The sequence below is a fragment of the Ruegeria sp. F11 genome (genome assembly GCF_056533855.1).
The window spans coordinates 237785-258091 of record NZ_JBQFOW010000002.1 but is presented as its reverse complement, the minus strand read 5'-3'; the positions used below and the strand labels follow the sequence as shown (position 1 = coordinate 258091).

At 61.5% G+C, this 20307-nt stretch carries 22 protein-coding genes; 10 read left to right on the top strand and 12 right to left on the bottom strand.

Annotated features, from left to right (window positions below):
* The first annotated feature begins 73 nt into the window (after window positions 1-73).
* Entirely contained in the window at window positions 74-1471 is a 1398-nt protein-coding gene (locus ACR0NJ_RS03800; protein WP_480815802.1) for an aspartate aminotransferase family protein, read from the top strand.
* Window positions 1472-1850: 379 nt separating this feature from the next.
* Here the strand turns inward: ACR0NJ_RS03800 and ACR0NJ_RS03795 are convergent, their stop codons facing one another.
* The 3 genes from ACR0NJ_RS03795 to ACR0NJ_RS03785 all read right to left on the bottom strand — a co-directional run bounded on the left by ACR0NJ_RS03795 (window position 1851) and on the right by ACR0NJ_RS03785 (window position 4486).
* On the bottom strand, window positions 1851-2297 hold the full coding sequence (locus ACR0NJ_RS03795) for a hypothetical protein (protein ID WP_480815801.1): 447 nt from the start codon (window positions 2295-2297) through the stop codon (window positions 1851-1853).
* Window positions 2298-2404: 107 nt separating this feature from the next.
* The gene (locus tag ACR0NJ_RS03790) at window positions 2405-3709 is read right to left on the bottom strand and encodes a lytic murein transglycosylase (RefSeq protein ID WP_480815800.1); all 1305 of its coding nucleotides are present in this window, start codon (window positions 3707-3709) and stop codon (window positions 2405-2407) included.
* A gap of 63 nt (window positions 3710-3772) precedes the next feature.
* Window positions 3773-4486, bottom strand: coding sequence for a helix-turn-helix transcriptional regulator (locus tag ACR0NJ_RS03785; protein WP_480815799.1), 714 nt, complete (start codon window positions 4484-4486; stop codon window positions 3773-3775).
* An 86-nt stretch (window positions 4487-4572) separates the two neighbouring features.
* Here ACR0NJ_RS03785 and ACR0NJ_RS03780 point away from each other — a divergent pair, with 86 nt between their 5' ends.
* The gene (locus tag ACR0NJ_RS03780) at window positions 4573-5271 is read left to right on the top strand and encodes a glutathione S-transferase family protein (protein WP_480815798.1); all 699 of its coding nucleotides are present in this window, start codon (window positions 4573-4575) and stop codon (window positions 5269-5271) included.
* Window positions 5268-5654, top strand: a complete 387-nt coding sequence (locus tag ACR0NJ_RS03775) for a DUF1801 domain-containing protein (protein WP_480815797.1) — start codon at window positions 5268-5270, stop codon at window positions 5652-5654. Before ACR0NJ_RS03780 ends, ACR0NJ_RS03775 begins: the two co-directional genes overlap by 4 nt.
* On the opposite strand, the gene rnr is transcribed toward ACR0NJ_RS03775, so the two are convergent.
* From rnr to dapE, 3 genes are read right to left on the bottom strand one after another with little or no spacing between them, the layout of a single operon-like run.
* Window positions 5645-7903: a ribonuclease R gene (gene rnr / locus ACR0NJ_RS03770; protein ID WP_480815796.1), complete on the bottom strand. Its 2259-nt coding sequence runs from the start codon at window positions 7901-7903 to the stop codon at window positions 5645-5647. The two genes, ACR0NJ_RS03775 and rnr, sit on opposite strands and share 10 nt — an antisense overlap.
* Before the next feature lie 9 nt (window positions 7904-7912).
* A complete protein-coding gene (locus ACR0NJ_RS03765) occupies window positions 7913-8536 on the bottom strand; it encodes a TIGR04282 family arsenosugar biosynthesis glycosyltransferase (protein WP_480815795.1) in 624 nt (207 codons plus the stop codon).
* Between the two features lie 3 nt (window positions 8537-8539).
* Window positions 8540-9679, bottom strand: a complete 1140-nt coding sequence (dapE, locus tag ACR0NJ_RS03760) for a succinyl-diaminopimelate desuccinylase (RefSeq protein WP_480815794.1) — start codon at window positions 9677-9679, stop codon at window positions 8540-8542.
* Window positions 9680-9888: 209 nt separating this feature from the next.
* Between dapE and ACR0NJ_RS03755 the strand changes: the two genes are divergently transcribed.
* Window positions 9889-10947, top strand: coding sequence for a transporter substrate-binding domain-containing protein (locus ACR0NJ_RS03755; protein WP_480815793.1), 1059 nt, complete (start codon window positions 9889-9891; stop codon window positions 10945-10947).
* On the opposite strand, the gene ACR0NJ_RS03750 is transcribed toward ACR0NJ_RS03755, so the two are convergent.
* On the bottom strand, window positions 10944-11282 hold the full coding sequence (locus tag ACR0NJ_RS03750) for a hypothetical protein (protein ID WP_480815792.1): 339 nt from the start codon (window positions 11280-11282) through the stop codon (window positions 10944-10946). The genes ACR0NJ_RS03755 and ACR0NJ_RS03750 overlap by 4 nt on opposite strands.
* 339 nt (window positions 11283-11621) lie before the next feature.
* On the opposite strand from ACR0NJ_RS03750, the gene ACR0NJ_RS03745 reads away from it, so the two are divergent.
* Entirely contained in the window at window positions 11622-12215 is a 594-nt protein-coding gene (locus ACR0NJ_RS03745; protein WP_480815791.1) for a hypothetical protein, read from the top strand.
* Between the two features lie 154 nt (window positions 12216-12369).
* On the opposite strand, the gene ACR0NJ_RS03740 is transcribed toward ACR0NJ_RS03745, so the two are convergent.
* Together ACR0NJ_RS03740 and ACR0NJ_RS03735 are read right to left on the bottom strand one after the other, a co-directional pair.
* Complete coding sequence (locus ACR0NJ_RS03740; RefSeq protein ID WP_480815790.1) at window positions 12370-12948, bottom strand: TetR/AcrR family transcriptional regulator; 579 nt, start codon at window positions 12946-12948, stop codon at window positions 12370-12372.
* A gap of 6 nt (window positions 12949-12954) precedes the next feature.
* The gene (locus ACR0NJ_RS03735; RefSeq protein WP_480815789.1) at window positions 12955-13227 is read right to left on the bottom strand and encodes a hypothetical protein; all 273 of its coding nucleotides are present in this window, start codon (window positions 13225-13227) and stop codon (window positions 12955-12957) included.
* Window positions 13228-13331: 104 nt separating this feature from the next.
* Between ACR0NJ_RS03735 and ACR0NJ_RS03730 the strand changes: the two genes are divergently transcribed.
* Entirely contained in the window at window positions 13332-14525 is a 1194-nt protein-coding gene (locus ACR0NJ_RS03730; protein ID WP_480815788.1) for an aromatic ring-hydroxylating oxygenase subunit alpha, read from the top strand.
* A gap of 55 nt (window positions 14526-14580) precedes the next feature.
* Here the strand turns inward: ACR0NJ_RS03730 and dapD are convergent, their stop codons facing one another.
* Together dapD and ACR0NJ_RS03720 are read right to left on the bottom strand one after the other, a co-directional pair.
* Window positions 14581-15408, bottom strand: a complete 828-nt coding sequence (gene dapD / locus ACR0NJ_RS03725) for a 2,3,4,5-tetrahydropyridine-2,6-dicarboxylate N-succinyltransferase (protein WP_480815787.1) — start codon at window positions 15406-15408, stop codon at window positions 14581-14583.
* A 107-nt stretch (window positions 15409-15515) separates the two neighbouring features.
* On the bottom strand, window positions 15516-16427 hold the full coding sequence (locus tag ACR0NJ_RS03720; RefSeq protein WP_480815786.1) for a threonine/serine dehydratase: 912 nt from the start codon (window positions 16425-16427) through the stop codon (window positions 15516-15518).
* A 79-nt stretch (window positions 16428-16506) separates the two neighbouring features.
* On the opposite strand from ACR0NJ_RS03720, the gene ACR0NJ_RS03715 reads away from it, so the two are divergent.
* Complete coding sequence (locus ACR0NJ_RS03715) at window positions 16507-17349, top strand: LOG family protein (RefSeq protein ID WP_480815785.1); 843 nt, start codon at window positions 16507-16509, stop codon at window positions 17347-17349.
* 3 nt (window positions 17350-17352) lie between these two features.
* Complete coding sequence (locus ACR0NJ_RS03710; RefSeq protein WP_480815784.1) at window positions 17353-18450, top strand: cystathionine gamma-lyase; 1098 nt, start codon at window positions 17353-17355, stop codon at window positions 18448-18450.
* On the opposite strand, the gene ACR0NJ_RS03705 is transcribed toward ACR0NJ_RS03710, so the two are convergent.
* Window positions 18451-18837 carry a hypothetical protein gene (locus ACR0NJ_RS03705; protein WP_480815783.1) on the bottom strand — a complete coding sequence of 129 codons (387 nt, stop codon included), beginning with the start codon at window positions 18835-18837 and terminating at the stop codon, window positions 18451-18453. It lies immediately after the preceding gene.
* 160 nt (window positions 18838-18997) lie between these two features.
* Between ACR0NJ_RS03705 and ACR0NJ_RS03700 the strand changes: the two genes are divergently transcribed.
* Both ACR0NJ_RS03700 and ACR0NJ_RS03695 read left to right on the top strand, forming a co-directional pair.
* Window positions 18998-19915: a DnaJ C-terminal domain-containing protein gene (locus tag ACR0NJ_RS03700; protein WP_480815782.1), complete on the top strand. Its 918-nt coding sequence runs from the start codon at window positions 18998-19000 to the stop codon at window positions 19913-19915.
* Window positions 19912-20250, top strand: coding sequence for a hypothetical protein (locus ACR0NJ_RS03695; RefSeq protein WP_480815781.1), 339 nt, complete (start codon window positions 19912-19914; stop codon window positions 20248-20250). The genes ACR0NJ_RS03700 and ACR0NJ_RS03695 overlap by 4 nt, the downstream gene beginning before the upstream one ends.
* Window positions 20251-20307 lie beyond the last annotated feature (57 nt).

The window sequence follows — 20307 nt, the reverse complement described above, 5'->3', positions numbered from 1 at the left end:
AAACGCGATTCGATTGACAGCTGTAAATTTGATCATATTGTGATCGCCAACCGCTTTTGCAGGAGAATCCCCGATGCCGACCATCACCAACCACATGCCAACCGCCGAACTGCAGGCGCTGGATGCGGCGCATCACCTGCACCCGTTTTCCACCAACGAAGACCTGGATAAGGAAGGCGTGCGGGTGATCACCCGCGCCAAGGGCGTGTACCTGACCGACAGCGAGGGCGAAGAGATTCTGGATGCCATGGCGGGGCTCTGGTGCGTGAATATCGGCTATGGGCGGGATGAATTGGCGGACGTGGCGGCACGCCAGATGCGCGAGCTTCCATATTACAACACGTTCTTCAAAACCTCCCACGCTCCGGCTATCGCGCTGGCGGCCAAGATCGCCGAACTGGCACCGGGCGACCTGAACCACGTCTTTTTCGCCAGCAGCGGGTCCGAGGCGAACGACACCAATATCCGCCTGGTGCGCACCTACTGGGCCGAAAAGGGTCAGCCCGACAAGAACATCATCATCAGCCGCCACAACGCCTATCACGGCTCATCGGTGGGCTCGGCCTCGCTGGGCGGTATGGGGGGGATGCACGCGCAGGGCGGCATCCCGATCCCAAATGTCCACCATATCAACCAGCCCAACTGGTGGGCCGAGGGCGGCGACATGACGCCCGAAGAGTTCGGCCTCGCCCGCGCGCGTGAGCTGGAAGAGGCGATACAGGAATTGGGCGAAGATCGCGTCGCGGCTTTTATCGCGGAACCGGTGCAGGGCGCAGGCGGGGTGATCGTTGCGCCCGATACCTATTGGCCGGAAATCCAGCGCATCTGCGACAAGTACAATATCCTGCTGATCGCGGATGAGGTGATTTGCGGCTTTGGGCGCACCGGCAACTGGTTCGGCTCGCAAACAGTGGGCATCCGCCCGCATATCATGACCATCGCCAAGGGCCTGAGTTCAGGCTACGCGCCCATCGGCGGGTCGATTGTGAATGACGAGATCGCCGAGGTGATCAGCGGTACCGAGTTCAACCACGGCTACACCTATTCCGGCCACCCGGTCGCCGCCGCCGTGGCGCTGGAAAACCTGCGCATCCTTGAAGAGGAACAGGTGCTCGACCACGTCCGCAACGTCGCCGCGCCCTATCTGAAGGAAAAATGGGAGGCTCTGACCGATCACCCTCTGGTCGGTGAGGCGAAAATCGTCGGCATGATGGCATCCATTGCGCTGACCCCGGACAAGGCCAACCGCGCCAAATTCGCCTCCGAGCCCGGAACAATCGGCTATATCTGCCGCGAGCGCTGCTTCGCCAACAACCTGATCATGCGCCACGTGGGCGACCGCATGATCATCTCCCCCCCGCTAGTCATGACGCCTTCGGATATCGACGAGATGTTCGTGCGGATCATCAAATCGCTGGACGAGGCGCAGGCCGAGATCAACGCTCAGGGGTTGATGAAGGCGGCGGCTTAATCGGCATGGTCTGTAACTAAGAGCAAGTGGCTGCGACAGCCGCCTTTTTTCTTTGGGATTTGTTGGGTGACAGTGTCTATTTTGAGCCCAAAGTTACTTCATCGGCTTGTTCAATTAGGAGTCAAATATTACTCTCTTAGCGGTTGAGAGGAGAGTCGAGAGATGGAAATTGTTTTGGGCTCTCTAATTGATTGGCTTCACAAAGTTCTAAAAAATCGAGCGCTTTTGAGATGGTGTTTGGTTGGTATTGTTTTTGTCCTTGGGTGTTGGTTCGCCTATGTTGAGTGGGCGCATTGATTTTTAGAGCCGGAAGCTTGCTGGCAGTAAGTCCGAATAGCCGTCGCTTAGATCAAGCCCGGTGAATGGCCGCTCCGAGCCCCTAACCTCCATTTGAATTCAGTGCGTCTCCAGTTCTTTCCGAACACGATGCTTTCACAGTCCATCCATCACTCAATGAAACAACAGTCTCACGCCACATTAGAATGTCAGCTCGAAGGTCAGAATTCAGACAAATTAAGTCGTTGAGTAAAACTGCAACCAAATACGTGGCATGCTCCGAAAGACCTTTTGATCTAATCGTCAGGTCGAATGGTTCGAAAAGGTCAGCATTATCATAGTTTGCGCTGTACTCTTGACCAAGAATTGATCCAGTAAATTCAGGCATCGCACCCGTGCTAGTGACGGGACTCACTGCGCTGAATGTCCGCGTGACAGCATCAACATGGACCGTGCCATCAGATAGCAGCGGCACTTCACCCGTATCAGCCTGCACAGCCGACCCGCATAAGAAAACAAGCAACGCGAAGAAACGAGTCATTTCTGCCATCCCAACATCACTAAGACACAGGATGATTAGCACCTACAGTTAGGCGAATGAAGGCCCGCTTCGTGTCCTAGCCAGCTCACGCAAAAAGCAGAAAACCTCCTAACCAGTCACCGCAACCGCTCCAGCACCTGCAAACTGACATACCCGTCCGGCACCAACCCCTGCGTCAGTTGATAGGCCCGAACCGCGTTGATCGTGTTCGGCCCGGTGCGTCCGTCGATGCCCTGCGTGTCGAAACCGGCCTCAGTCAGGCGGGTTTGTAGCTCTTTCTTTTCGGTGAAACTCAGAACCCGGTCGCTGCGCGGCCAGTTGGCTTGAAACGGGCTGCGGCCCGACAGGCGATCGGACAGGTGGCCGATCCCGATGACATAGGCGTCGGCCCCGTTATATTTCTCGATCACGCTGAAATTGTCGAAGATCATCAGCGCCACGCCCTGCCCGCCCGCTGGCAACAGGATTGCGGCGCGACCGTGATCGGGAACCGGTTGACCTTGTGTCGACACCACCCCGCGTCGCGCCCATTCAGACGGCATCAGCGTGAGACCCCGCCGGGCGGTGGAATAGTCGAACCCCTCGGGCAGGTGCACTTCAACCCCCCAGGGCTGGCCTTTGGTCCAGCCATGCCGCTGAAGATAGGCTGCTGCCGAGGCCAAAGCATCCGTCGGGTCGTCCGACCAGATATCGCGCCGCCCGTCGCGGTCGAAATCCACCGCATGATCCAGGTATGAGGTCGGCATGAACTGCGTATGCCCCATCGCCCCGGCCCAGCTTCCGACCATATCGGGGGCGCTTACATCCCCGGCCTGAATGATGCGCAGGGCGGCGATCAACTGCGTCTCGAAGAACGAGGCGCGGCGGGCATCAAATGCCAGCGTCGCCAGCGCGCGGATGGTCTGGCTGCTGCCTCGGTAGGTGCCGAATGAAGTCTCTAAGCCCCAGATCGCCGTCACCACCTCTTTCTCGACGCCGTATTGCGCTTCGATCTGCTCCAGCACCTGTTGGTGTTGGTCCAGTGCCGCACGACCATTTGCGACCCGCGTGTCCGAGACCGCGGCATCCAGGTATTCCCAGATCGGTTTCGAAAACTCAGCCTGATTGCGGTCGCGCTTGATGACATCCGAGTCGTAGGTCAGACCCGCCAACGCCCGGGTCAGGATCGGCTGGGAAATCCCCTGCTCGACCGCGCGTCTCTGAAAGGCCCCCAGCCAGGCCTGAAACCGCGCATTGCCAGTTGCTGCCACCCGCACCACTTTAGCCTGAGGTCGCGGAACCGGCCGGATCGAGACCGTGACATCCGCCGATGCCAGTTGAAGGGTGTCGACTTGCCCGACTGGCGTCTCTTTTGTCGGATTTGCCTGCACTATAGATGCCCATAATGCAGCGGTCATGACGCCGCTTATGCATTTACGCATTCCGATTTTCCTGATTACTGCTCGGGTCCTAGGGTAGCGCAAAATCGGCAATTCACAAAGCGCTCAGGTGGCGACCTCGCGCTCTTGTGCTTCGCGTTCAGCGCGGATGCGGGCCAGCGCCTCGCGCAGCAGGGGCACGCGATTGGGGCGAAAGCTTTGATCCGTCACCGACATTTCATCCATGCGGTCCAGCCGGAAGACGCGGAAATCCTGCCGCAGGTGGCACCAGCTGAGCAGAACATTCGACCGATCCATGTAGACAATGCTCAGCGGATCGACCCGCCTGCGCGTGGCGTCGCCCTTTGCGTCGATATACGAGAATTCGATTGTGCGCTCATCCCAGGTGGCCTGCCGCAAGGACGCAACAGGGATCGTGGGCGCAGGTGGGCGGTTGAACCGGGTCGCCGCCAGCACCGCGTGGCTCAGCCTGTGCGACTGTCGCGGCGGCAAGCGACCCTGCAACTTGCGCAGCGCCGCGCTGGCCGCATCGGACAGGGCCGGATCACCGATCACCTGAACCTCGCGCAGGCCCAGCACCAGCGCCTCAAGCTCATCATCGGTGAAGCCCAGCGGCGGCAGGGTCGCGTCTTCGATCAAGGTGAAGCCAAACCCGGCCTCGCCATCAATGACGGCCCCCAACCCGCGCAGCGCGTCGATATCGCGGTGGATCGTTCGGGGCGAGACACCCAGATCCCCGGCCAGCTGCACCGAGGTTTTCGGCGACTGGCCAGAGCGCAAGGCTTGCATCAGTTGGAACAGGCGGGCGGTGCGGGACATGATGCAGCCTAGCCTAACCCTGATGCCAAAAACTGTCATCAGCGTTTCGTACCTTCAAGGCACCCCAAAAACACCGGAGCCACCCGATGCTGACCCTTCTCACCTACCCCGCCGCCTTTGGCCTGTTCAGCGCCAGCCCGTTCTGCGTCAAGACCGCGTTGATGCTGCAGCACTCAGGCCAGCGTTGGCAGCGCTCCGATCTGCTGGACCCGCGCAAGATGCCGCACCAGAAGCTGCCGGTTCTGCGTACGCCGGAACGTCTGGTGCCCGACAGCGACCTGATCCGCGACTGGCTGGAACAGCAGGGCGCGGATTTCGACAGCGGCCTGTCGGATGTGGAAAAAGCACAGGCGCGCACCCTGATCCGCATGGCCGAGGAGCACCTGTACTTCCACGTCGTTCTCGACCGCTGGGGCAATGATGAAGTATGGCCGATCCTGCGCGAAACTTTCTTTACCGGCATCCCGGCGTTGATCCGCAAACCGGCATCGGGCGCGATCCGGAAATCGGTTCTGAAAGGGGTGAAGACGCAAGGCATCGGGCGGTTCTCGCAGACCGAACGGCTGGACCGGGTGGAACGCGATCTTGAGGCGATCTCGGCCTATCTGTGGCAATCGCCATTCCTACTGGGGGATCAGCCGACCTCGGCCGATATGAGCGTCGGGCCGATGCTGGCCGCGATGCGCGCCACGCCTGCCGATACGCCGCTGACGCGGCGCATCAAACAGGATACCTTGCTCAGCAGTTATGTGGACCGGATGGAGAAGGCTGTGCCGTTGTCATGACCGAATTTGACGACCCCACCGTGGCCGCAGCCTTCGCGGCGCTGCCCGAGGACACCCGCGCAGGGGCTTTGGCCTTGCGCGACCTGATCCTTGCAACGGCTAAGAGCCTGCCCGCAGCGCAACCGTTGCAAGAGGCTTTGCGCTGGGGTCAACCGGCCTATCTGGCCCCCAAAGGATCAACGATCCGGCTGGGCGGGCACAAGTCTGCGCGGTTCGCTTTGTTCGTGCATTGTCAAAGCCGGTTGATGGGCGATTTCACCTCGGCCTTCCCAAACGAGGACCGGTTGGATGGCAACCGGGCTGTGCTTTTTGACGACCCGGCACAGATCAACCCGACCCGCCATGGCTGGCTGATTGCGCGGGCGCTGACCTATCACCTCTGACGGCGTTTGCGTTCGACCTTGCGCTTGATCTTATCCTTCTTGCGCTTGCTGCTGACCGGCTTGCGCCGCGTTGCCCGTTTTGCGGGTCCGCGACCGCGTGGCAGGGCCTGGTCGTCGATGGACAGCAGTTCCAGTTCCAGGCCGCCCGTCACGGGCGTCGCTTCGGTCAACCGCACGGTGACGCGCTGGCCGATGGCGATGATCAGGCCTGTGTCTGAGCCCATCAGCGTCCCGGCCTCGCGGTCGAAATGGAAGAATTCACGCCCAAGGGAGCGCACGGGAACCAGCCCATCCGCGCCGGTTTCATCCATCTTCACGAAGGCCCCGAAACGTGCAATGCCGCTGATCCGGCCCGAGAACTCATTGCCCACACGTTCGCTGAGATAGGCGGCCAGATAGCGGTCGGTCGTATCCCGTTCCGCCATCATCGAGCGGCGCTCGGTGTCCGAGATATGGGTCGCCGTTTCTTCAAGCCGTCCGATTTCGTCCTCGGTCAGCCCGTCCTTGCCCCAGCCATGGCCCGAGATCAGCGCGCGATGCACGATCAGGTCTGCGTAGCGCCGGATGGGCGAGGTGAAATGCGCGTAATTCCGCAGCGCCAAACCGAAATGGCCAAAATTCTCGGGGTTGTAATAGGCCTGCGCCATCGAGCGCAGCGTGGTCAGGTTGATCAGTTCTGCATCCTCGGTCCCCGCAGCAGCGTTCAGCAGCGCGTTTATATGGCGGGTCTGCAGCACCTGTCCTTTGGCCAGATTCAACCCTGCGGCCTGAGCTGTTTCCCGCAGACTCTCCAGTTTCTCAGGCGCGGGTTCTTCGTGAACACGGAACAGCAGCGGACGGCGTTTGGCGATCAGGGTTTCGGCGGCGGCGACATTGGCGAGGATCATAAACTCCTCAATCAGCTTGTGCGCGTCCAACCGGTCGCGGAAGGCTACGCTGGTCACCTCGCCCGTGTCGCTGAGCACAATCTGACGCTCGGGCAAGTCGAGTTCCAGCGGTTGCCGCTCGGCTCGCGCCTTTTTCAGCGCAGCATAGGCGGCGTAGAGCGGTTTCAGAACGGGTTCCAACAGCGGCCCCGTGCGGTCATTTGGGCTGCCGTCGATGGCCTCCTGCACCTCGGCATAGTGCAGCGAGGCAGCCGAGCGCATCAGGCCGCGCACAAAGCGATGGCCGATCTTGTTGCCGTCTGCGTCGATCTGCATCCGAGCAGCGATACAGGCGCGCGGGACGCCTTCGTGCAGCGAACACAGATCACCCGACAGCCGATCCGGCAGCATCGGCACCACGCGGTCCGGGAAATAGCTGGAATTGCCGCGTTTGCGCGCCTCACGGTCCAGAGCCGTGCCGGGTTGCACATAGGCGGCAACATCGGCGATGGCGACCCAGATCACATGGCCGCCGGGGTTCTTGGAGTCATCATCGGCATGGGCATAACACGCATCGTCATGGTCCCGCGCATCCGAGGGGTCGATGGTCAGCAGCGGCATATCCCGCAGATCCTCGCGCCCTTTCAGGCCAACGGGTTTGGCCTTGTCGGCCTCATCGATCACCCTGTCGGGGAAGTCGTCCGGAATACCGTGCTGGTGGATCGCGATCAGCGAGACCGCCTTGGGCGCGGTGGGGTCGCCCAACCGCTCGACAATGCGCGCACGCGGCAGGCCCAGGCGGTTCTTTGGTCCGGCCTGCTCGGCCTCGACCAATTCGCCGTCCTTCGCCCCCAGCAGGGCCCCTTCGGGCACCAGCCACTCGGTTGAACCGGCCTTGTCGATGGGTACGATCCGCCCGCCCTCGGCCCCTTTGCGGAAAATGCCGACGATCTTGCGCGGGTTGGTGCCGATGCGGCGGATCAGGCGGGCTTCGTAGTTATGGTCTTCCTCATGCACCACGGTCAGGCGAGCCAGAATCCGGTCGCCCTCACCCAGCGCGGGATCGCTGGCGCGGGTGATCAGCAACACGGTGGGCTCAACCCCCTCGCCATGCCATTCCAAAGGCCGCGCGAACAGGTCGCCATCGGCGTTCGGAGCCTTCACCTGCAGCACGCTGACCGGAGGCAACCTGTCCGGGTCGCCATAGCTGCGCTTGCGCTTTTCCAGATGGCCCTCGGCCTCAAGTTCGCGCAGGATGCGCTTCAGGTCGATCCGCGCCGCGCCCTTGATCCCAAAGGCTTTGGCGATATCGCGTTTCGAGGTCAGGGTAGGGTTCGCCGAGATCCAGTCCAGGACCTCTTGCTTGGTGGGGATGCGAGTCATGTCTTCGGCCTAGCACGGGTGCGCGACCGCGTCATGACCAAAAAACAGCGCGTCGGACCAGCTGTGCAGATCGGCAACCGTATCGACATCGCGCAGCGGATCAATCATCGCCACACGGCAGCCGGGGACCGAGGCCAGAGTGTCGTTCAGCGCATGTTCCGTCGACCAGCGCACATTGCCAAAAAGCCCTGCGGGCAAGGCCGCAAAACGTTGCGCGCCGACCAGCCAGTAGCCGCCATCATGCGCCGGACCAAACACCAGTTGCGAGGACCCCAGCGCACCAAAGGCCCGCGCGATATGCGCCCGCGTGATGCCCGGAATATCCGCGCCGATCAGGCAAACCGGCCCTTTCCGCATGCCCCGCAACATCCGCGTCATGCGCTGCCCCAGATCGCCGCGCCCCTGCGGCGCGCGGGGCAGGTCCGCGGGCCATATCCGGCTGCTCAACCCCTCGCGATCCGGCGAGACCGCCAGCACGATCCGCCAGCGCGGGTCCCGCAACCGGCGGATCAGTGACCCGGCCTGCCTGCGAAACCACCAGGCCGCGCCAACCATGCCGATATCCCGCCCCAACCGTGTCTTGACCCGGCCGGGGCGCGGTTCTTTGACCATGATCACCAATGTCCGCTGCATGGATCAGGCGAAATAGTCCCGCAATACCCGCGAATAGATCGCCTTGAGTTGCCCGATCTGCGCAACCTCGACGCATTCATCGACCTGATGCATTGTGCGACCGACCAGACCAAATTCGACCACCGGGCAATGGTCTTTGATGAACCGCGCATCCGAGGTGCCGCCGGTTGTCGACAGATCGGGTTGCACCCCGGTTTCCGCCTGAACCGCCTGCGCCACCAGATCAGACAGCGGGCCCGGCGGGGTCAGGAAGCTTTCGCCCGAGATTTTGATCTGTGTGTCGATCTCAACGTCAAAGGCCTGCGCGGCCTGGTCGGCCTCGGCCAGCAGCCATTCGCTGAGGCTTGCGCCGGAATGCAGGTCGTTGAACCGGATATTCACCGCCCCACTGCATCCCGCCGGAATGACATTTGTCGCCGGGTTTCCAGTGTCCATCGTCACAATCGCCAGTGTGGAGGCATCGAAATGATCGCTGCCCTGATCCAGTTCGTAACTGGCCAGCCGATCCATCAGCCGCGCCAAGGCGGGCAGAGGGTTCTTGGCGCGATGCGGATAGGCCGAATGCCCCTGCACACCGGTCACCGTGAACCACGCGGTCATCGAGCCGCGACGGCCAATCTTCATCATCTCTCCCATCCGGTCCGGGCAGGTGGGTTCCCCCACCAGACAGACGGACATGCGCTCACCCGCGTTCGCCATATGATCCAATAAAGCGGTGGTGCCGTCTATGGCATCGCCTTCCTCATCCCCGGTTATCGCCAGGATGATCGCCCCGTCCGGCGGCGTGTCGCGGACAAAATCCACCGCTGCTGCGGCAAAGGCGGCGACACCAGATTTCATGTCCGTGGTGCCGCGCCCGTACATGATGCCATCGTGGACCTCGGCCCCGAAGGGCGGCTTGGTCCAGGCGGCCTCGTCCCCCACCGGGACCACATCGGTATGGCCGTTGAACCCAAAGGCGCGGGCATGCCCTTTCTGCCCCCAGCGCGCGAACAGGTTGCAGACGCCACCGCGGTCAACCCGCGTGCACTCGAACCCGGCATCGGACAAAAGCGCCTCGAGCAGAACCAGGGCTCCACCCTCGGCGGGTGTGACCGATGGGCAACGGATCAGGTCTGCCGTCAATTGAACTGGATCGGTCATTGGCGGGCCTTTCAGTTTGATTCCGCTGGGGTTCGCGCAGTGTTTCAACGAATTGGCCGGAATGCCAACCCCGAACGGCCAAAAAATCACACCCCGCTTTGCCCGTATCTCGCATTGAGACCCCTGAAAAACATAGGCCTTTACCCCGCGACGACCTTGCCGCGCGGTGTCTGTTTGCGCTACAGCGCCGCGAAACAGGTGATTTATCCATGAAGCGCGTTTTCTTCGCATTGATCTGCCTGACTTTCGCCGCGCTTGCCCAGCAAAGCCAGGCTCAGTCCTTGTCGGTCACGACGGTGACACGCCCTCCGTTTTCCTATGTGGAAGACGGGGCCGAAACCGGCTTTTCGATGGAGCTTCTGGAGGCCCTGGCCGAGGCGCTGAACTGGGACTACACGGTCAACCGTGTCGATGCTTTTGCCGACATGCTGAGCGCAGTTCAGGACGGCTCCGCTGATCTGGCGGTCGCCAATATCTCGATCACCGCCCAGCGCGAAACGCAGATGGATTTCAGCCAGCCGATTTTCGAGGCCGGGCTGCAGATCATGGTGCCATCCGACGCGGTACGCCGCCCATCCCTGATGCAGGCGCTGCTGTCGCGCGAACTGTTCATCGCTATCGGCCTTGCCTTTGCCATCCTTCTGGGCGGCGGCATGCTGATGTGGGGGTTCGAGCGCCGCGCCCAGCCCTATTTCGACCGAAAACTGAACGAGGCGTGGTTCCCCTCGTTCTGGTGGGCGCTGAACCTGGTGGTGAATGGCGGGTTCGAGGAGCGTATGCCCCGCACCCCGTTCGGCAGGATTCTGGGCGTGGTTCTGGTGGTGTCGTCCCTGTTCATTGTTTCGGTTTTCACCGCCCGCATCACCTCGGTCATGACAGTGGACGCGATCACCGGCAACGTGAACTCGGTGAATGACCTGTATGGCAAGAACGTCGGCACGATTTCGGGTTCGACAGCGGCCAATTTCCTGAGCCGCCGCGAGATCGAATTTGTGGGCTATCCGGGTCTGGACCAGATGCTCGACGCGTTCAAGGCCGAGGAGCTGGACGCGGTGGTCTTCGACGCGCCGATCCTGTCCTATTTCGCCGCGCATGAGGGACGTCGGATCGCCACCATGACCGGCGGCGTGTTCCTACGCGAGAATTACGGCATCGCCTTCCCGACCGGATCACCGCTGGTGGAGGAGGTCAATCAGGCGCTGCTCGCCCTGCGGGAAGACGGCACATATGATGAAATTTACCGCCGCTGGTTCGGCACGCGGAACTAGGCCTGATCTTCGAAAAACGGCGTCATCTGTGCTACGATGACCGCATTCTCATCCAGCGCGCGCTGCATCAGGTAACGTTCATCCGCGTCGATCTCGTGCCCCTGCGCCTCGCGCTCGGCCAGCGTGCCATAGCCGGTCACGTCCAGCGGCGCGGTATCGGCCTGTTTCAGGATCGCAACGGTTTCGCGCACGGCCTCGGCCTCATCCACGCCGCTGGCATAGCACATTAGCGCAGCCCCCGTGGCCCCGTCCGGCAGGCCGTCGCCATCCTTGCGGCCCACCTGAACCAAAAGGGTATAGACTTGCTGGCGCGAGGGTTTCTTTTGCTTTTCCATAGCGCTTGCCTTACGCGCGCCACCCAAAGGGGTCAACCAAATCCGACCGCCGAACCTGAACCCGCGTTTTATATTTCACTTGTTCAGGGGTTTAGCCAAAGCGCCTGCGGACCGAAATGGAATCGCCCCAACCCATCCGGCCCACCCCTTTCTCGGTTTAAGTGAATCATGCATTCCGGAATTCTTTTAAGTTGATTCCGGCATATATTTGCCACATTTCGGCCACATTTCGGCCAATTTTCGCTTGGGCGGCAGCACGCTCAGCGTTCCGTTTCGGCATCTCATACCGAGACCTAGGCTGACCGCACTAGCAAAGTCATTTTTCACAGGGGAAATTCAATGAGTATCTTGTCCAGACTTATGACGACCACAGCGAGTGTAATTGTTCTGGCCGGTGCACCGGCGGTTGCTGTTCTATCTTTTGTTTCGGTGGATGCGGCGTTCGCTCAGGAGAGTGAAGGTGAAGGCGGTGGCGAAAACGAAGGCGGCGAGACCGGCGGCGGCGAAAACGAAGGCGGCGGTGAGAGCGAAGGCGGTGAAGACTCCGGTGGCGATGACAGCGAAGGCGGAGACGACTCTGGCGGCGACGACAGCGAAGGCGGTGACGAGTCCGGTGGAGATGACAGCGAAGGTGGCGACGACTCCGACGGCGACGACGGCGAGAGCGACGGCAACTCCGGCGGCGATGACGGCGAAGGTGACGACTCCGGTGGCGACGATAGCGAAGGCGGCGACGAGTCCGGTGGCGATGATAACGAAGGCGGCGGCGACTCGGGTGAGGATGGCGGTGCTGAAGGTCCGGATGAATCCGGCGATGACGAGTCCGGTAGCGATGACAGCGACGACGACGGTGAAGGCAGCGGTGGCAACGGAACCGTTGACGACTTTGGCCGGGACGTTGACGGTGAAACGCCTGCCCGCGTGATCCAGTAACCGCGCGTCTGACGCCGCAAACCCCGAACGCCGATCTTGATTGCCGGAGTGCGGTCGTGTTCGAATAGCGTGACTTATGGGGTTTCAAGCAAAGAAAGGCCGGGGTAACCAACCTCGGCCTTTTTAGCGGGCTATAGCCCGAGCACGCTGAAACCTAACGTACCGCATCCAGCAGCATTTGGGCCGCCCTGCGCTGGGTGTCGCGCCACCCCTCGACCGGTCGCAAGGGCATGATGGCGTCGGTGTTGAAATAGATCGCGGACAGGCCCGACGCGGCGGCTTTGACAGCCCCTTCATCTGCGGCGGGTGTTTCTTTCAGGATTTCGGCCGCCACACGGGTTTCAAAACCATAGACGAAGCCAAGCAGGGGCTGGCGGATGTCCTCGTACCGATCCGAGGCCGCGACCAAGGCTGCGAAAACGGCGGCGTTGTCAGGCGAATAGGTATCCCGGTCAAAAAGGGCGTCCATCATGGCCTCGACCCGGCCCGTCTGCGGCAGGGCCCCGAACAGCTCCCGGACCCTGTCGTCGAACACCCTCAGCACATGGTCCAGCAGGGTGCGCACCATATCGTCGCGGTTGCCCAGGTAGTGGCGCAGCAAGGGGCGGCCCACCCCGGCTTCGTCCGAGATGCGCGCCAGAGTCGAGCCATCCAGACCGTATCGCGCAACGCAGCGCATGAAGGCATCCAGAATTTCCCCGGTCCGTGTGTCTTTCAGGCTGGGTCTGGGCATCTTGGCTTATCCGACAGGCAAGGAGGTGAGATCAGCAAGGATGTAAAGCGCCCCAAAAACAAACCACACCCCCGCCACCACAAGGAAGAGAAACGGGTTGTCCTGGCGGTCAATGGGCTCCAGCAGATAGGCCTGCCCCGATCTCAGGGCGGCAAAGCCCCAGAAAACGAACAATACGCCCCAGATTGAATAAAAACCCGCAACCGTGGTTCCCAGCAACACGATCAGCGCGCCAATGGTCAGCCATTTCTGGTGTTTCAGATTTTCGAAAAGGGTCATCCGATCGGCACCTGCAAAAAAATCTTTCCCTCGCATACTGGACATCGTACCATTTATTGTCAATATTGATTATTAATCATTTTTGACAATTTAAAGGAACCACGATGCCGCCCCCCGCATCCCTGCCCGATCACCCCAAACAACGCCTACCGCGTGCGGCCTATGTCTCGGACAGTTGGTTTGCGGCTGAGAAACGCGATCTGTTCAGCAAATGCTGGACCTTCGCCGGGGTCACGCTGGATTTCTCCGAAGCGGGCGACTTTCGCACGGTTCAGGCTGGCGGGCATGCGCTGATCGTTCTCCGGGATGCCACAGGCCAGTTGCGCGCCTTTCACAACATGTGCCGCCACCGGGGAACCGAGTTGCTAGAGGGCTGCGGCAACACGGGAAAGACCATCGTCTGCCCCTATCACAGCTGGGTCTACAATCTGGATGGCGCGCTGCGCGGCGTTCCGGCCCAGCGCGACTGCTTTCCCGATCTGGACAAGAAAACCACTCATCTGTTCGGGGCCTCGGTCGGGGTCTTCCGCAATCTGGTTTTTGTCCATCCCGACCCGAACCCCGAAGAAAGCTTTGACGACTGGCTCGGCGGGCTGGATCAGGTGCCATGGCCACACGATCTGACCTCGGACGAGTTGCAGGAAAATCCAGACGACGTGATCTATGAGATCAAGTGCAACTGGAAAGTCTTCTTCGAAAATGCGATCGACGGCTATCATCTGGCCTATCTGCACAAAGACACGCTGGGGGGCCCGCATCACGACAAGAACCTGTGGGAAACCTTCGGGCGCCACATGGTCTGGTGGTCGACCGAGCGGGAGGGCGTAAAACACCGCATTCCGCAATTCGTCGAGAACTCGGCCAAAGGGTCGGGGCTGAAAACCGTCAGGAACGCGGTCGAACCGGGCTATGGCGGCGTCTACATGCTGTTTCCCACAACGATCCTGACACCGAACCCCTGGGGGTTTTCGGTTTCGACCCTCGAGCCGGTGGATGCGAACACCACGCGCATGAAGGTGCGGAACTGGTCGCCCAAGGGCTGGTTCACCTACACCCACCGCGCGGCGGACATTCCCGGTTATGACGCGGACACCGGGCTGATCAAATCGTCCAACTGGACAAAGCATCCGCTTGAGACCGGGGATTTTCAGACCGAAGACGTCTGGGTCTGCGAAAAGATGCAGCGCGCGATGCAGTCTCCCCGGTTCGAGACTGGGCCTCTGGCGAAAGGGGCCGGAGGCGAGGCCGCCATCGATTTCTTCCAGCAGGTGGTGCTGGATTACATGGGGCAGACATGAAACAGGCCGCGAGCTCTACGCGCCGCGGCCCATTCAAATCACATCCGGTGTGGGTTCAGTCCCGCAGCAACTCGTTGATGCCTGTTTTCGAGCGGGTCTTTTCGTCGACACGCTTCACGATCACCGCGCAATACAGGCTGATATTGTTCTTCGACGGCATCGAACCGGCCACAACCACCGAATAGGGTGGCACTTCACCATAGGTGACCTCACCGGTCTCACGATCCACGATCTTGGTCGATTTTCCGATGAATACGCCCATCCCCAGAACCGAACCTTCGCGGACGATGCAGCCCTCGACGACTTCGGAACGTGCACCGATAAAGCAGTTGTCTTCGATGATGGTGGGGCCAGCCTGCATCGGCTCCAGCACGCCGCCAATGCCAACACCGCCCGACAGGTGCACGTTCTTGCCGATTTGTGCACAGGAGCCCACGGTGGCCCATGTGTCGACCATGGTGCCTTCATCGACATAAGCCCCGAGGTTCACGAAAGACGGCATCAGCACCACGCCCGGCGCGATAAAGGCCGATTTGCGGACCACGCAGTTTGGCACCGCCCGGAACCCGGCGGCCTGCCACTGGTTCTCGCCCCAACCGGCGAACTTGCTGTCCACTTTGTCCCACCAGCCACCGGCCTGCGGGCCACCGTTCTGAATTTCCATATCCTTAATGCGGAAGCCCAGCAGGACCGCTTTCTTCGCCCACTGGTTCACATGCCAGTCGCCGTTGTCCAGCTTTTCCGCCACCCGCAACGAGCCGCTGTCCAGCGCGTTCAACGTGTCTTCGATGGCCTCGCGGGTTTCACCAGTGGTGGCGGGGGTGATGGTATCGCGCGCCTCCCAGGCGGCTTCGATGGCGGCTTCCAGTTGCGCGTTGGACATTTGAGGGCTCCCTGCAGAATCTGTTCACGTTGGTCTTGCGTATAAGCGCGCGCAGAACTGGCCGCAATGCGACGCAGAACACACGGTTTGCGGCTGACAGGTGCGCGTTAACCGCCAAACGGGTCGGGCGAGACGTTGCCGCCGCAGATCAGCACCGCCACACGCTCGTCCGGTTCGGGCTGGTACGCGCCCGACAACAACGCGGCCAAGGCTGCCGCACCGGCGGGCTCGACCAGAATGCGATGCGACTGCCACAAGGCTTTTTGCGCCGCCGCAATCGCGTCATCCGAAACCAGGACCGAGGTTATCCCCCGCGCCAGATCGAAACAGATTGACCCGATCCGCCGCGCGCCCAGCGCGTTTGCGGCGATGCCCGAAACCGAGACATCTACCGGTTCACCGGCGCTCAACGCGACATGCAACGCGCAAGAGGTCTCGGGCTCCACCGCCACAACCTTGCGCGCGCCCTGCAGCCATGCCAGCGCACCGGCAATCAGACCACCGCCGCCGACTGCGACCAGAACGGTATCGGCCTGTAGGCCCTGCGCCTCCCACTCGGCAAAGCAGGTGCCCTGCCCGGCCACGGTGGCGGGCGCATCATAGGCATGGATTTGCATCGCGCCGGTTGAATCCTCATGCGCCTGCGCCGCCGTCAGTGCGTTGGCGTATTCACCCGAGACGACACTGAGATCCGCGCCGGTCTGTCTGATCAGCGCGATCTTGGACGGCCCGGCCAGTTCCGGCACGAAGATCTTCGCCGGATGGCCCAGCGCCCGCGCCGCATAAGCCGCCGCCGCACCGTGATTGCCGCCAGAGGCAGCCACGACCCCGGCATCGGGCACGTCCGCGCTAAGCAGCGTGTTGAAAGCCCCGCGCGCCTTGAAGCTGCCGGTGTGCTGCATATGCTCAAGCTTCATCTCAACCGGATAGCCCGGCAGGTTGCATTCCATCACCGGCGTCACCTGCGCGTAACCGGCGATGCGATCCCGCGCAGCGGATATTTCACTCTTCCAATCCATTCTTGTCTTTCCGTGACTGGCACTCTGCCTGCGAACCCTATAGCTGTTTGGAAAACACGCAAGCAGGGATGCCCCAGCCATGACAGAAGACCGCGTCAGCCCCTTCCGCGATGCGCAGACAGACCGTTCGACCGCAAGCGAGGTTCCGGACACGCCGCAAACCCGCTCGCCCGCCTATCGCCTGGCCTTTGCCGATGACGATTTCCTGTGCCGGGATGAGCTGCGCCCGGTGCGTCTGCAACTGGAACTGCTGAAGCCCGAGATGATCATGAGCGAACGCCAGATCACTTCGACCATCGTCATGTTCGGCGGCGCGCGCATTCCCGAGCCGTCGCAGAAACATACTGCGCGGACGGAAACACTGGCTGGCCTGTCGCAATATTACGACGAGGCGCGCGAGTTTGCCCGGCTGATGACCGAGAAATCCAATCAGACCGGCTGCCGCGAGAACGTCATTGTCACCGGCGGCGGCCCCGGCGTGATGGAGGCCGGGAACCGCGGCGCACAGGACGCAGGCGGGTGTTCGATCGGCTTGAACATCGTACTACCGCACGAACAGGCACCGAACCTCTATGTGACGCCCGATCTCAGCTTCAACTTCCATTATTTCGCCATCCGCAAGATGCACTTCCTGATGCGCGCCCGCGCCATCACCATTTTCCCTGGTGGCTTTGGCACCATGGACGAGTTGTTCGAGTCGCTCACCCTGATCCAGACCGGCCGGATGGAGCGTGTACCCTTCCTGCTGTTTGGCCGCGCATTCTGGGAAAAGGTCATCAACTGGGAAGCGCTGGCCGATGCGGGCACGATCTCGGAAGAGGACCTCGACCTGTTCCGCTTTGTCGACACGGCGCGAGAGGCAGCGGATATCATCGAGAACTGGGAACCCGCCCCACCCCGCGAAGAAATTCCGGGGCGCTGAGGAATGGCCCCCAAACCCGGAGAGATGTTGCACCTACGCGGGAACGCTCTGAACAAGGGCGAACCGGTGGCGATGCCGCTGACGCAAAGCAGCATGTACCACCTGCCCGGCGCGCCGGAGGGGCACGCCACCTATGGCCGGGTCGACAACCCAACCTGGGTGCAGCTGGAACATGTCCTGTCGCATCTTGAGGACGCGCCGTGCCTCAGCTTCCCCTCGGGCATGGGGGCGATTTCCGCAGCGCTGATTGCGACGGTCAAGGCCGGGTCTCGGCTATTGATCCCCTCGGACGGGTATTACGTCACGCGCCTGCTGGCTGATCGCTTCCTGTCGCGTCTGGGTGTCGAGGTCGAGGAACGCCCCACCACCGCCTTCACCCAAGGCGGATTTGACGGGTTCGATGGGGTGTTCGTCGAAAGCCCTTCGAACCCCGGCCTCGACATGATCGACCTTGCCGCCGTCGCGCGGCAGGTGCGGGCTGCGGGTGGCATCACGATTGCCGACAACACAACGATGACGCCTTTGGGCCAACGCCCGCTGGACCTGGGCATCGACGTGGTCGTGTCATCCGACACCAAAGCAATGGGCGGGCATTCCGACCTGCTGATGGGCCATGTGGCCAGCCGTAATGCGCAGATCATGAACCGGGTCGAGGAATGGCGAAAGGTCTCTGGCGCGATACCCGGCCCACATGAGGCGTGGCTGCTGCATCGCGGGCTGGAAACGCTGGACGTGCGGTTCGAGCGGATGTGTGCCTCGGCACAGGTTCTGGCCGAGCGGCTGGCGGCGCATCCCGCCGTGAAGCACATCCGCTATCCCGGCCTGCCGGATGACCCCTCGCACGCGCTCGCCAAGGCGCAAACCGCGCGGTTCGGGTTCCTGCTGTCCCTGACGCTGGACAGCGAAGACAAGGCCGAGGCTTTCATCAACACCTGCCCGCTGCTGCGCCCCGCCACCTCTTTCGGCGGTGTGCACAGTTCCGCCGAGCGACGCGCGCGCTGGGGCGATGCGGTAGACCCGGGTTTTGTCCGCCTGTCAGTGGGGTGCGAACCGGTTGAGGAGCTGTGGCAAGCCATCAAGGCCAGCCTGAACGCGCTGTAATTACTTCTTCTTTGGTTCACGCAATTCCGGAAACACGTAAATCGGCAGGACGATACTGCCGATCAGCGCCCCCAGCCACACCAGCAGCGTCGCCGCCAGCAGGTTCGCGATACCGCCGACCGTCAGCCCTGCGGTGATCCAATCCGTGACCAGCAGGCCCACAAAGGTCACGATCAAGGCGATCCCGCCCTTGATGGCCGGGGCCTTTTTTTCGCCGATCTTCAGGATCAGCGGCTCGGCCACCACCTGCACCAGCGTGAACACGATCACCACCACGATGAACGAGATCGGCCGGATTGCAAATTCCGACAGCAAGAGCGCGGCCAGCAGCAATCCAATGGCATTCCCGGCCAGCAGGGCCAAAGCGGACTTTATTCTGCGCGACATGATGGGATCTCCGGCAAATGACAATTCGAAACATGCAGATATTAGCAGGACAATCGGATTTTGCGAGGCAATTTGGCGGCGCTCTCATTTTGACCTGTTGAAATCACATGATAAAACACCTTCATCAGGAGAAGCCCTTTCCCCATCGACGAGAGGTGAGATGAGCGACGATCCCTATTCCGTCCTCGGCGTCGCCAAAGACGCCAGTGACGCCGATATCAAGAAAGCCTATCGGCGCATCGCCAAGGAGTGTCATCCGGATTTGAAACCGGGCGATGCCGAGGCCGAAGCGAAGTTCAAAGCCGCAGCCGCGGCCTATGACCTGCTGAAAGACCCTGAGAAGCGGGCACAGTATGACAGGGGCGAGATCGACGACTCGGGTCAGGAACGCCCTCAGCAGCAATATTACCGCGAATACGCCGAGGCCGCAGGGAACCCCTATCGCGGACGGGCGGCGGACCCCGACGATATGTCGGACATCTTTGCCGAGTTCATGCGAGGTCGTGGCGGATACGGCCAGCGCACGCACGAATTCCACGCGCCGGGGCACAACCTGAACTATTCCCTGCAGATCAGCTTTCTGGATGCGGTTTTCGGAGCCAGTCAAAAGCTGACCCTGCCAGACGGAAACCGGATCGAGGTGAAAATTCCGGCCGGCATCACCTCGGGCCAGACCATCCGTCTGCGAGGCAAGGGCGCTCCGGGCTATGGTGAGGGGCCGCCGGGGGATGCGCTGGTCACGATCTCGGTCACAGATCACCCCGTATTCGACCGGCAGGGGGATGATATTCATATCACGCTGCCGATCACGATTGATGAGGCTGTGCTGGGCGGAAAAGTGCACGCCCCAACCATCGACGGCGGCGTCAACGTCACCGTTCCGGCGGGCACGAGCAGCGGCAAAACCCTGCGCCTGCGGGGCAAAGGGGTCAAGAAACGCGGCTCATCCGAACGCGGGGATCAGTTGATCGAACTGACCGTCACCCTGCCCGACACGGTGGATGGCGACCTGAAACAGTTCATGGAGACATGGCGCGAGAGCCACCGCTATGATCCGCGGAAAGGAATGCCGTCATGAGCCTGACCGAGAAACAACTGATCGAAACCGTCGCCCGCCTGACCTCGGACCGGTTGACCGAATATCTGGCCGCCGAGATCGTGATCCCCGAGCAATCAGATGATGGGCTGGTTTATCAACGGATCGACGTTGCCCGCCTGGAACTGGCCTGCGAGTTGCATGACCAATACGACATGGAGGCCGATGCGTTGTCGATGATGATCTCTCTCATTGATCAAATGCACGGGCTGCGCGCCGAGTTGCGCGAGGTGTTGAACGCGGTCGAGGCGCAACCGGAACCCGTGCGCCAGCAGCTGATCGAGGTCATCGGCACAGCGCGGTTCCGTCGCAGCTGACGGGGTTTTGACGGCGAGGGATTTGGCGTAGAAGGCGCGCTTGATCCAATGCCCGGT

Excerpts from the sequence above, each read along its gene's own strand:
- ACR0NJ_RS03730 (WP_480815788.1), top strand. The coding sequence starts at position 13,332 with ATGCCGCCCCCCGCATCCCTGCCCGATCACCCCAAACAACGCCTACCG.
- ACR0NJ_RS03755 (WP_480815793.1), top strand. The coding sequence starts at position 9,889 with ATGAAGCGCGTTTTCTTCGCATTGATCTGCCTGACTTTCGCCGCGCTT.
- ACR0NJ_RS03780 (WP_480815798.1), top strand. The coding sequence starts at position 4,573 with ATGCTGACCCTTCTCACCTACCCCGCCGCCTTTGGCCTGTTCAGCGCC.
- ACR0NJ_RS03800 (WP_480815802.1), top strand. The coding sequence starts at position 74 with ATGCCGACCATCACCAACCACATGCCAACCGCCGAACTGCAGGCGCTG.
- ACR0NJ_RS03705 (WP_480815783.1), bottom strand. The coding sequence starts at position 18,837 with ATGTCGCGCAGAATAAAGTCCGCTTTGGCCCTGCTGGCCGGGAATGCC.
- ACR0NJ_RS03765 (WP_480815795.1), bottom strand. The coding sequence starts at position 8,536 with ATGCAGCGGACATTGGTGATCATGGTCAAAGAACCGCGCCCCGGCCGG.
- ACR0NJ_RS03795 (WP_480815801.1), bottom strand. The coding sequence starts at position 2,297 with ATGGCAGAAATGACTCGTTTCTTCGCGTTGCTTGTTTTCTTATGCGGG.
- ACR0NJ_RS03710 (WP_480815784.1), top strand. The coding sequence starts at position 17,353 with ATGGCCCCCAAACCCGGAGAGATGTTGCACCTACGCGGGAACGCTCTG.
- rnr (WP_480815796.1), bottom strand. The coding sequence starts at position 7,903 with ATGACTCGCATCCCCACCAAGCAAGAGGTCCTGGACTGGATCTCGGCG.
- ACR0NJ_RS03700 (WP_480815782.1), top strand. The coding sequence starts at position 18,998 with ATGAGCGACGATCCCTATTCCGTCCTCGGCGTCGCCAAAGACGCCAGT.
- ACR0NJ_RS03720 (WP_480815786.1), bottom strand. The coding sequence starts at position 16,427 with ATGGATTGGAAGAGTGAAATATCCGCTGCGCGGGATCGCATCGCCGGT.
- ACR0NJ_RS03790 (WP_480815800.1), bottom strand. The coding sequence starts at position 3,709 with ATGCGTAAATGCATAAGCGGCGTCATGACCGCTGCATTATGGGCATCT.
- ACR0NJ_RS03745 (WP_480815791.1), top strand. The coding sequence starts at position 11,622 with ATGAGTATCTTGTCCAGACTTATGACGACCACAGCGAGTGTAATTGTT.
- dapD (WP_480815787.1), bottom strand. The coding sequence starts at position 15,408 with ATGTCCAACGCGCAACTGGAAGCCGCCATCGAAGCCGCCTGGGAGGCG.
- ACR0NJ_RS03775 (WP_480815797.1), top strand. The coding sequence starts at position 5,268 with ATGACCGAATTTGACGACCCCACCGTGGCCGCAGCCTTCGCGGCGCTG.
- ACR0NJ_RS03750 (WP_480815792.1), bottom strand. The coding sequence starts at position 11,282 with ATGGAAAAGCAAAAGAAACCCTCGCGCCAGCAAGTCTATACCCTTTTG.
- ACR0NJ_RS03695 (WP_480815781.1), top strand. The coding sequence starts at position 19,912 with ATGAGCCTGACCGAGAAACAACTGATCGAAACCGTCGCCCGCCTGACC.
- ACR0NJ_RS03740 (WP_480815790.1), bottom strand. The coding sequence starts at position 12,948 with ATGCCCAGACCCAGCCTGAAAGACACACGGACCGGGGAAATTCTGGAT.
- ACR0NJ_RS03785 (WP_480815799.1), bottom strand. The coding sequence starts at position 4,486 with ATGTCCCGCACCGCCCGCCTGTTCCAACTGATGCAAGCCTTGCGCTCT.
- dapE (WP_480815794.1), bottom strand. The coding sequence starts at position 9,679 with ATGACCGATCCAGTTCAATTGACGGCAGACCTGATCCGTTGCCCATCG.
- ACR0NJ_RS03715 (WP_480815785.1), top strand. The coding sequence starts at position 16,507 with ATGACAGAAGACCGCGTCAGCCCCTTCCGCGATGCGCAGACAGACCGT.
- ACR0NJ_RS03735 (WP_480815789.1), bottom strand. The coding sequence starts at position 13,227 with ATGACCCTTTTCGAAAATCTGAAACACCAGAAATGGCTGACCATTGGC.